This window comes from Streptomyces sp. JHA26, from assembly GCF_002005565.1.
Lineage (GTDB): Bacteria > Actinomycetota > Actinomycetes > Streptomycetales > Streptomycetaceae > Streptomyces.
In genome coordinates, this window is sequence record NZ_BDJC01000106.1 from 1 (window position 1) to 9,711 (window position 9,711).

At 75.4% G+C, this 9,711-nt stretch carries 4 protein-coding genes; 1 reads left to right on the forward strand and 3 read right to left on the reverse strand.

Annotation, left to right across the window (positions count from 1 at the left end; all coding sequences use genetic code 11):
- The 3 genes from JHAT_RS32820 to JHAT_RS32830 form a co-directional block, all read right to left on the reverse strand.
- The coding region (locus JHAT_RS32820; protein ID WP_171991177.1) for an SDR family NAD(P)-dependent oxidoreductase at positions 1–7,281 on the reverse strand (7,281 nt) is incomplete at its 3' end.
- 32 nt (positions 7,282–7,313) lie between these two features.
- The gene (locus JHAT_RS32825; RefSeq protein ID WP_077801921.1) at positions 7,314–8,795 is read right to left on the reverse strand and encodes an AMP-binding protein; all 1,482 of its coding nucleotides are present in this window, start codon (positions 8,793–8,795) and stop codon (positions 7,314–7,316) included.
- A complete protein-coding gene (locus JHAT_RS32830; RefSeq protein ID WP_171991178.1) occupies positions 8,792–9,046 on the reverse strand; it encodes an acyl carrier protein in 255 nt (84 codons plus the stop codon). The genes JHAT_RS32825 and JHAT_RS32830 overlap by 4 nt, the downstream gene beginning before the upstream one ends.
- Positions 9,047–9,347: 301 nt before the next feature.
- Here JHAT_RS32830 and JHAT_RS32835 point away from each other — a divergent pair.
- Positions 9,348–9,711 (forward strand): hypothetical protein (locus JHAT_RS32835; protein ID WP_143660592.1); only part of this gene is annotated, 364 nt, incomplete at its 3' end.

The following is a 9,711-nucleotide window of genomic DNA, read 5'->3' on the forward strand; positions in this document are numbered from 1 at the left end:
GGCGCGTACGGCCGCGGCGGGGGTGGCGGTGGCGGGCAGCGTGGGGGTTCCGGCGACGACGTGGTCGGCGAGCAGCCAGGCGGCGTCGAGCGGGTCGTCGGATCCGCCCGGGCGCCCGCGTCCGTCCGCGCCCGCCCCGCCGGAGGCGTCGGCGCTCTCCGTCCGGCTTCCGGTGTCCGAGGGGGCCTGTGCTCCTGCCCAGTACCGCGACTCGGTGAACGGGTACGTCGGCAGGGGGATGCGGCGTGCTCCGGTTCCCGCGAACAGCGACTCCCAGTCCGGGTCGGCACCGCGTACGTAGGCCGCGGCCGTGCTCGTGTCGTCCTCGGGGGCCGTCAGCCAGTACGCCCCCGCGTCCGGGGCACCGTCCAGCAGGCGCCTGATGCCGGCGCCCAGCGCGGTGACGGTGCCGGCGGTCAGCGCGGCACGCACCGGCAGATGCCGGCGTCCCACGGCGAGGGTGAAGGCGATGTCCCGTGCGCTCGCCCCGCCCCGGGCGCCTTCGGGAGCGGAGAAGGCGACGGTGGCGAGGTCCTCCAGCCGGCGCCGCAACTCGGTCTCGGTGCGGGCGGACACCGGGAACGTGAAGGCGCCGGTGCTCTGGCTCTCCCGGAGCGGCCGCGGTGCGGCGGGAGGTGCCTCCGCCACGACCAGGTGGCAGTTGGTGCCGCTGAAGCCGAAGCCGCTGACGGCGGCCGCGCGCACGCCCGAGGGTCCGGGCAGCCAGTCGACCGCCTCGGTGCGCACGCGGAAGGGGCTGCCGTCCAGGTCGAGCCGGGGGTTGGGCTCCCCGAAGCCGGCGGCGGGCGGCTGGGTGCGGTGCCGCAGTGCCAGCAGGACCTTGAGGAGGGAGGCGATCCCGGCCGCCATGGTGGTGTGGCCCACGTTGGCCTTCACCGAGCCCAGACCGCAGTAGCCGGTCCGGTCGGTGCCCCGGTGGAAGGCGTCGGTGAGCGCCTTGACCTCGATGGGGTCGCCGAGCGGGGTTCCGGTGCCGTGCGCCTCCACGTAACCGATGTCGTCGAAGGACAGTCCCGAACGCCGGTGCACCGAGGCGATGAGCTCGGTCTGGGAGCGGGCGCTGGGCGCGGTGATGCCGTTCGTGCGGCCGTCGCCGTTCACGCCGTCGGCGCGGATCACTCCGTGCACGGTGTCTCCGTCGGCCAGGGCCCGGTCGAGGCGCTTGAGCACGACCGCGCCCACGCCCTCGCCGAGCACCGTGCCGTCGGCCGACGCCGCGAAGGGCGCGCAGACGCCGGTCGGCGACAGCATGCCCACCTGGCCGCACCGCACGTGCAGTTCGGGGGTGAGCATCAGTGCCACCCCTCCGGCGAGGGCCATGTCGCACTCTCCCGACCGGATCGACTGACAGGCGAGGTGGACGGCGACGAGCGAGGAGGAGCACGCGGTGTCCACGGCGAGGGTGGGGCCCGTCAGATCGAGGAGGTACGCGATGCGGGCGGCGAGGATGGAGGGGGCGTTGCCCAGGAACGCGTATCCGCTGTCGCGCTGCCCCCGGTCGGCCAGGAGCCGGCCGTAGTCGCCCGCGCCGCTGCCGACGAAGACGCCGCAGTTGCCGGTGGCAGCCGTGCGCGGCGCTCCGTAGCCGGCGTGTTCGAGGGCGTTCCACGCCTCGCGCAGGAAGAGGCGCTGCTGCGGGTCCATCGCCTCGGCCTCCAACGGGGAGACGCCGAAGAACGCCGCGTCGAAGGCGTCGACGTCGTCGAGCAGGGCCGCCCACCGGCTGCAGGTGGTCCCGGGGACCGTCGGGTCCGGGTCGTAGCACTGTGCGGCGTCCCACCGTTCGGCGGGGATCTCGGTGATCTCGCAGCGCCCCGCGAGCAGGTTCTCCCAGTACGCGTCCAGCGTGGGCGCGCCCGGGAAGCGCCCGGCCATGCCGATGACCGCGATGTCGGTGCCCCGGTGGGGATCCGGCACACCCGCGGCCGCGGCGCCGCTCGCCGACGTCACCGCGGCGGCGTCCCGGCGCTGCTCCGCCCGCTCCGTGTCGCGGGCGGGGCGCACCGGTCCGGAGGGCTCTGTCCCGGCACGGGCCTCGGCGTCTTCGGCAGGCTCCGCCCCGGCACGGCCCTGCGCGCCCCGGACGGACTCCGGCCCGTCGGCGGTCACGCCGTGCGGCTGTCGCCCTGCGTGGCCGTCAGCGGCGTCGTCCCCGGGAGCGGTCTGTGATCCCGCGGCGACCTGTGTGTCGTGGGTGGGGCCGAGTGTCAGTACGTGGTCGGTGAGGCGCTCCACCGTCGGGTGGTCGTAGACGGTCACGGAGTCCAGCTCCACGCCGAAGCGTCCGCCGATCTCCTGGCGGACCACCTCCGCCGCGATCGAGTCGACGCCGAGGTCGCTGAACGGCTCGGTGAGGTCGATCTCGTCCGGAGCGACCCGCAGTTCGGCACAGAGCGCCTCCACGATCGCCTGCCGGACCACGGCACGGTCCACGGCGGGCCTCCTCGCCTGCTCGTCCTGTGCGTCTCCCGCCGGGTCTTCCGGCCCCGCGCCGTGTGCCGCGGGCCCGGAAGACGGGTTCGTCCCGGTGACCACGGGTGCCTCCTCCTCCGTCCTCTTCTCCGTCTCCGCCTCCGCCGCGGTCTCCCCGCCGGCCGTCGTCCGGTCCTCCGCGGTCCCCCCGGCCTCCGCGTGCCTTCCGGCCGCCCACTCGCCGGGCCAGTGACGCTCCAGGGAGAAGGGGTAGTTGGGCAGCAGCGGGACCTTGCGCAGGCCGTCGGTATCCGTGGGCAGGCCGCGGGACGCCCAGTGGTCGGCCCGGTCGGGAAGGCCGGGCTCCCCCTTGGCGACCCATTCGGCGGCCGTCCGGGCGAGGCCGTCGAGGCCCGTGGGATCCGGCTCGATGCCCGCGTACGTCCAGAAGTCCCCGTCGGCCGGGGGCTTGCCCGTCGCATAGCGGTGCAACGCCGCCCGCAGGCCCGCCAGGTCCCCGGTGACCACGGCCAGCCGTACGGCCATGGCGGTGCGGCCGGTGCGGGAGGTGTACGCGAGATCGGCGAGCGAGGGCCGCGGGGCGTCGGTCTCGGTGTCGGTGTCGGTGAGGGCGTTCAGGTGGTCCACCCACCGGCCGGCGTACGCACGCAGGGCCGTCTCGTCCCGGGCGGAGAGCACGAACAGTTGCTCTGCCGGTGGCGCGGCCGGTGCCTCGGGGCGTGCGGGGCCCTCCGTCAGCACCAGGTGGACGTTGCTGCCGCCCGCCCCGAAGGAGCTGACGCCGGAGGTCCTGGGGACGCCGTCGGCGCGCGGCGGCCAGACAGCGGCCTCGCGCTGGACGCGCACGGGCGCGCGTTCGAAGTCGATGTGCGGGTTGGTCTCGTCCGCGTGCAGCGTCGGCGCGAGGCGCCGGTGGTGGAGCTGGAGGAGCACCTTGGTCACCGCGGCGATCCCGGCGGCGCTCTCCAGGTGTCCGATCGTGGACTTCACCGAACCGATCGCGCACCGGTGGTCCCCGGCTCCGGTGAGCGCCTGCCGCAGTCCCTCGACCTCGATCGGGTCGCCCAGCGAGGTGCCGGTGCCGTGCGCCTCCAGGTAGTCGATCCGCTCCGGGGCCACGCCCGCGTCGCGCAGCGCGGCCCGTACGGCCTGTGCCTGCCCGGCGGGGCTCGGCACGGTGAAACCGCTGGTGCGTCCGGTGTGGTTGACGGCGCTGCCGCTGATGACCGCGTACACGTGGTCGCCGTCGAGCAGGGCCTGCCGCAGCGGTTTGAGCAGGACCGCGCCGACGCCCTCGCCGGGGACGTACCCGGTGCCGCCCCGGCCGAAGGCCCGGCAGCGCCCGTCGTCGGAGAGGAACCGACCCTGCGCGAGCTGGAGGTACTTCTGCGGGTGGACGATGAGGTTGACCCCGCCGGCCAGCGCCGCCTCGCACTCGCCCGCGCGGACGCTGCGTACGGCGAGGTGCAGCGCGGTGAGGGACGAGGAGCAGGCGGTGTCCAGGGCCATGCTGGGTCCGCGCAGGTCGAAGGTGTACGAGACGCGATTGGCCACGGCCGAGTGTGCCGCCATGGGGGCGACGCCGTCGTCGGCGGAGTCGACCAGCTGGTAGTGGTTCCACATCACGCCGACGAACACGCCCACGGCGCGTCCGGCGAGCGTGGCGGGCGGGTGGCCCGCGTCCTCCAGCGTGTGCCAGGCGGTCATCAGGAACAGCCGCTCCTGCGGGTCCATCCGTTCGGCGTCCCGCCGTGAGATGCCGAAGAACTCGCGGTCGAACCGGTCGTAGGCGTCGACGAAGCCGCCCCATCGCCCGTAGGTGCGGCCGGGGGTGCCGCGCTCGGGTGCGTAGTAGGTGTCGTGCGGCCAGCGCTCCGGGGGGATCTCGGTGATGCAGTCCCGGCCGCGGACGAGGTTGCGCCACAGCTCGTTCACGTCGGTCGCCCGCGGGTACTGCCCGGCCACCCCGACGATGGCGATGTCGTCGGGAGCGGGGGCCTTCGCGGGGCCGCCGTCCCGGCCGTCCTCGCCGGGCCGTGCGGTCGCGGGGCCGGCCGGCAGGGCTTCGGGGCCGTGGGCGGGCATCGGGCCGGAGGCGTCCTCGTCGCGCGGTCCGCCGTCCGCGGCGGGCAGCAGCCGCTCCACGCGGCCGGCGTCACCGTGCAGCACCGTGGTGACGACGGCGGGGCCCGTCCCGGCGTCGGTGAGGACACGCAGCGCCTCGCCGGTGGGCAGGGGGACGAGCCCGGTCGTGGAACGGGTGCGCGCCAGTGTCCGCGCGTCCACGCGCATCCCGCCCTCGGCCCAGTAGGGCCAGGCGACGGCGAGGGTGCGGCCCGGCCTGTCGGCGCGGGCGGCGCGCAGTCGCGCGAACTGTTCCTGCCAGGCGTTGGCATAGGCGTAGTCGCTCTGGCCGGGGTTGGCGACGGCCGCCGACAGGGACGAGAACAGCACGAAGAGGTCGAGGTCGTCCCCGGCCGTGGCGGCGTCGAGCCGCACGGTACCGGTGATCTTGGCCGCGAGTACGGCCTCCGCGTCGCCGGGGTCCTTGCGGAAGTACGCGGCGTCCCGCACCGTACCGGCGCAGTGGAACACGCCGGTCAGGGCGCCGAAGCGGCGGCGGGCCTCGGCCAGCGCGGCGGTGAGTTCCCCTTCGTCGGTGATGTCGGCCCGCAGGTGCAGGACCTCGGCTCCGTGGGCCTCCCATTCGGTGAACCGTGCGTCGGTCCCTGCCGGGAGGGCGCTCCTGCCGAGCAGCACCAGCTTCGCCGCCCGTTCCCGGGCGAGGAACTCGGCGAGTCGCAGACCGATTCCGCCGGTGCCGCCCGCGACGACGTACGTGCCACCGTGCCTGAGGGGCAGGGCGTCCGGTCCGCCGGTGTGCGGGGCGTAGGCGCGGCGGGCCCAGCCGCTGCCGGGGACGCAGCGCAGTTCGTCGGGGGCGGCGGCCGGACCCGAGGGCCCCGCCGGCGCGGGCTCGGCGGGGTCGGGCCCGGTCAGCCGGGCCAGGGCCGAGGCGACGGCGTCCGTGTCGGCGGGGTCCGCGTCGACCTCGACGCGCAGGCAGCGCAGCACCGGTGTCTCGGCCGTGACGGTGCGCGCGAGGGCACCGACGGCGGTGTCCTGGGGACGCGCCGCCCCGCCGGGTGCCGCGTGCACGTACAGGACGGCGCAGGGTTCGCTGGTGCGTTCCTCGACCAGGGCGGCCGCCAGCGACTGGACCGCCCGGTACGGCGAGGCGGGGTCGTCGTCGGCGGGTGCCGGCACGACGAACGTGCGGGGGGTGGCCTCGGCGCGCAGGTCGCGCAGCAGTCCGCGGAGGTCCTCGCGGTCGCCCGGCATCGCCCGGTGCAGGACGCGCCGGGAGCCGGTCAGACGGCCGCGCAGGTTCTCGGCCAGTCCGGCGGACCCGCCGAGGACCACGAGGTCCCCGGCGGCCATGACGGGACCCGCGTGGCCGGGTGCGGGCAGCGCCGCCCATACGGGGCGCAGGCAGACGGTGGTGACGTCGTCGCCCGCTTCGGCCGCGGTCGTGACGGTCTCGTCCGGCGTGGCCGGTGCCCTGTCCGGCGCGGGCGGACCGTATGCGGACGCCAGGTGCCGTGCCAGGCTGTCGATGTCGCCGAACTCGAACAGGAGGGTGGGGTAGAGGGCCGTGCCGACCGCTTCCTCCAGCATCCCGCTGATGTCCAGCAGGGTGACGGAGTCGAGCCCGAGTTCGTAGAACCCGGTCGCGGTGGCGACGTCGTCGGGATCCCGTCGCAGGGTCTCCCCGACCACCTTGCGCAGGAAGCCACGCCATGCGTCAACGGGGTCCGCGCCGTTCCCCGGGGAGCCCGCACCGTCCTCCGCGGGGCCCGCACCGTCCGTCGCGCCGCACGGGGCCTGCCCGCGCTCCGGCGTCTCCTCGGCCTCCCCCGTCTCCGCGGGCCCCTCCACCGCGACGCCCCGGCGGACGCCGTCCACGCCGTCCACGTCGAGCAGCCGGGTGACCAGCCCGCTGTGCCGGATGCGCTTGCAGCTCAGCCGGCGGAACTCGGCCACCAGGGCGCCGGTCTCGTCGTGGATCGCGCAGTCGCTGTGCACCAGGTCGCCGGAGGGGGCGTACTCCTCGGCGCGCGGCACGGACACGTACACGCGTCCCCGCAGCGGCCGCGGCGCGCGGAAGGACTCGATGAAGACCGGGATGAACGGCTCGCCGGGCGAAGGCCGTTGGGCGAAGGCCACCAGGGAGGCCGCGTCCAGGACGCCGGGGTGCAGGTGGAAGCGGTCCAGCAGGCCGGCCTCGTCCTGCTCGAGTTCGATGTCGGCCAGCAGACCCGCACCGCGGTGGACGCCCCGGTGCAGCGTTCCCCGGCAGCGCATCGGGGGCCCGTGCTCGATGCGTTCCTCGCGGGCGCGCGCGTACAGCTCCGCCATGTCGCCGCGGGCGGTCGCGGACCTTTTCGACTCCTCCGCGTCGAGCACGGGTTCGGGCTCGTCGGTCGTGGTGAGCCGCGCCGAGAAGTTACGCGCCCAGCCGGTGACGGGCACACCGTCCCGCAGGGCGCGGCTCTCGCCGACGACCTCGCGTGCGCCGTCGGCCTCCGGGGCGACGGTCAGCCGTATCTCCCGGTCGAGCCCTTCGGCCGTCGCCACCACCTCGGTGAACAGCACGTCGCGCAGGACCGCTGTCGTCCGGTCCACGCCCTGTGCGGCGAGCACCCGGAAGACGATGTCGAGGAAGGTGACCCCGGGCAGCACCGAGACTCCGTGCACCCGGTGGTTGCGCATGACGAAGTCGGTGTGGCGCAGGTGCAGCCGGCACCGGATCGTGCGGTCGGACATGGTGGGGTCCTTCTTTCGCATTCTGTCCGCGCTCAGGAGCCGGCGCGGCGGGCCGCCTCGGCACGCAGGGCCGCACGGTCCGTCTTGCCGTTGCGGTTGAGCGGTGCCTCGGGCAGCACCCACAGGTGGCGGGGGAGCATGTAGGCGGGCAGCAGACCGGCGAGGCGAGCCTGCACGTCGGCGGGGTCGAGCGGCGCCCCGATGAGGAACGCGGCGAGCTCGGCGCCCCGCGCGGTGTCGACCGTGCAGGCCGCTGCGTCCCGTCCCGGGGCGCTGCGACGCAACGCCTCTTCGATCTCGGCGAGTTCGACGCGGTAGCCCTGGATCTTCACCTGGGAGTCGTCACGGCCCAGGTGCACGAGGCCGGCCTTGCCGTCGAGGAGGCAGCGGTCGCCCGTGCGGTACCAGCGGCGCCCGCGCAGGCCGACGAAGCGGCCGCGGTCATGGGCGGGGTCCAGGTATCCGCCGAACATCTGGGGCCCGGACATGCACAGTTCGCCGGTGTCGTCGGCGGGCCGCCCGTCCGGGCCGAGCAGGACGAAGTCCATTCCGTCCAGGGGCGTGCCGATGGGCACCGTCGGTGCGGACCACTCGGGTTCGTCACCGACGTGCCAGCGGTAGGCGGTGCAGGCGATGGTGAGTTCGGTGGGGCCGTAGATGTTGTCGAGGACGGCGTCGGGGGCGGCGGTGCGCACCGTGCGGGCGACGGTGACGGGGAGGGGTTCGCCGCAGAAGACGGCGTAGCGCAGCCGGGACAGGCCGCCGGGGCGCAGGCCGGAGCGGGCGGCGGCCGCGATCAGGCTGGGCGTGCTGTGCCAGAGGGTCAGCTCGTGCGTGCGCACGCACCGTTCGGGGCTGAGCGCCTGGAGCCGGGTGAGCGCGCAGAGACAGGCGCCGGTGCCCCAGGCGAGGAAGAGGTCGAGCACGGCGAGGTCGAAGGTCAGCTCGTAGACCTGGCTGCACCGGTCGCCGGGCCCGATGTCGTAGCGGGGCAGCGCGGCGGCGAGGAAGGCGCTGACGTTGCGGTGGGTGATGGGCACGCCCTTGGGGCGGCCGGTGGATCCGGAGGTGAACAGGATGTAGGCCAGGTCCCCGGGCTCGCGGCCGGCCGGACCGCGGAAGGTGGCGGCCGCCGACGGGTCGGGCCTGGTCAGCACCCGTACGCCGGGCCCCGGGGCGGACACGTGGGCCTCCCCGGTGACGAGGGCGTCGATGTCCGCGGCGGCCGCGACGGCGGCGTTGCGTTCGGCGGGGGCGTCGGCGCCGAGCGGCACGACGGCCGCACCGGTGGAGAGGATCCCGAGGAACGCCGCGTAGGTGTCGGCGTTCTTGCCCGCGAGCAGGCCGACGCGGCGCGGCCGGTGTCCGCCGGCGGTCAGGGCCGCCGCCCAGGCCCGGGCCCGCAGGTCCAGTTCGGTGTAGGACAGGACGTCGGCACCGGCCCGCAGGGCGGGACCGTGCGGGTGGGCGGCCAGACCGTCGCGGAACCAGTCGTCGAGCAGCCGGTCCGTCATGTGGTCACTTCCAGTCGGGTCAGCAGGGCCCTGACGGCCCCCGGCGTACGGAAGTTGGCGGGGAGGAGTTCCTCGTCGGGCACCGTGCAGCCGAAGGCGTCCTCCAGGGCCGCGATCAGCCCGACGGTGCCGACGGAGTCCAGTCCGTAGGCGGCCAGCGGCAGGTCGGCCGCGAGCTCCAGGCCGTCGGGCGCGGACGGCAGCGCGGCCCGTATGAGGGCGTCGAGTCGGTCGTCGATGGTGTCGGACACGTCCAGTCGGATCCTTCCCCCCGTCGTGGTCCGGTGTGGTGAGGGGCCCTGTCGTCACCTTCCCGCCGTTTCGGGGGCGGGAGGGTGGTGCGGGTGCGTGCGGCTCCCGGCGCGGGCCTCCCCGGCGCGAAAGAGCTCCGGTGCGTACCTCGCGGACGTGGTGTCGCGGAACGGGCGGCACGGGCCGGGCGCCCGGGCCCCGGTCGAGTGAACCTCAGCGCAGGACGGTAGGCGGGCGGTCGGGCCGTCGCCGCTCACTTTTGAGCAGACGCCCAGGTGGCGGGTTGAGAGCCTGGCCGGCATGGTGAGCGATCTGCTGGTGGGCGGTTCGGACGTCCGGCTGGCCGCGCGGATCGCCGCGCACGGCCTGGCCCGGGGCGACCGGGTGACTCTGCTGGACCGGAACGGCGACGGCGCGTCGCGGGATCTCCTGGGGCGGGCCGTGGAGTCGGCGGCCGCGGGACCGGGGACGGACGCCCGCGCGGGCCGCCCGCGCGTGTGCCGCGTCGAGGACCTGCCGGGGAGCGTTCCGCCGGGTGCGGCGGCCTGGCTGGTGACCGGCGGTGCCGGTGCCGCCCCGGTCCTGGACGCCCGCCGGGACGCGGAACTGGTGCGCGCGGCGCTGCCCGCGCTGGCCAAGGCGGGGGTGGGCGAGATCGTCCTGG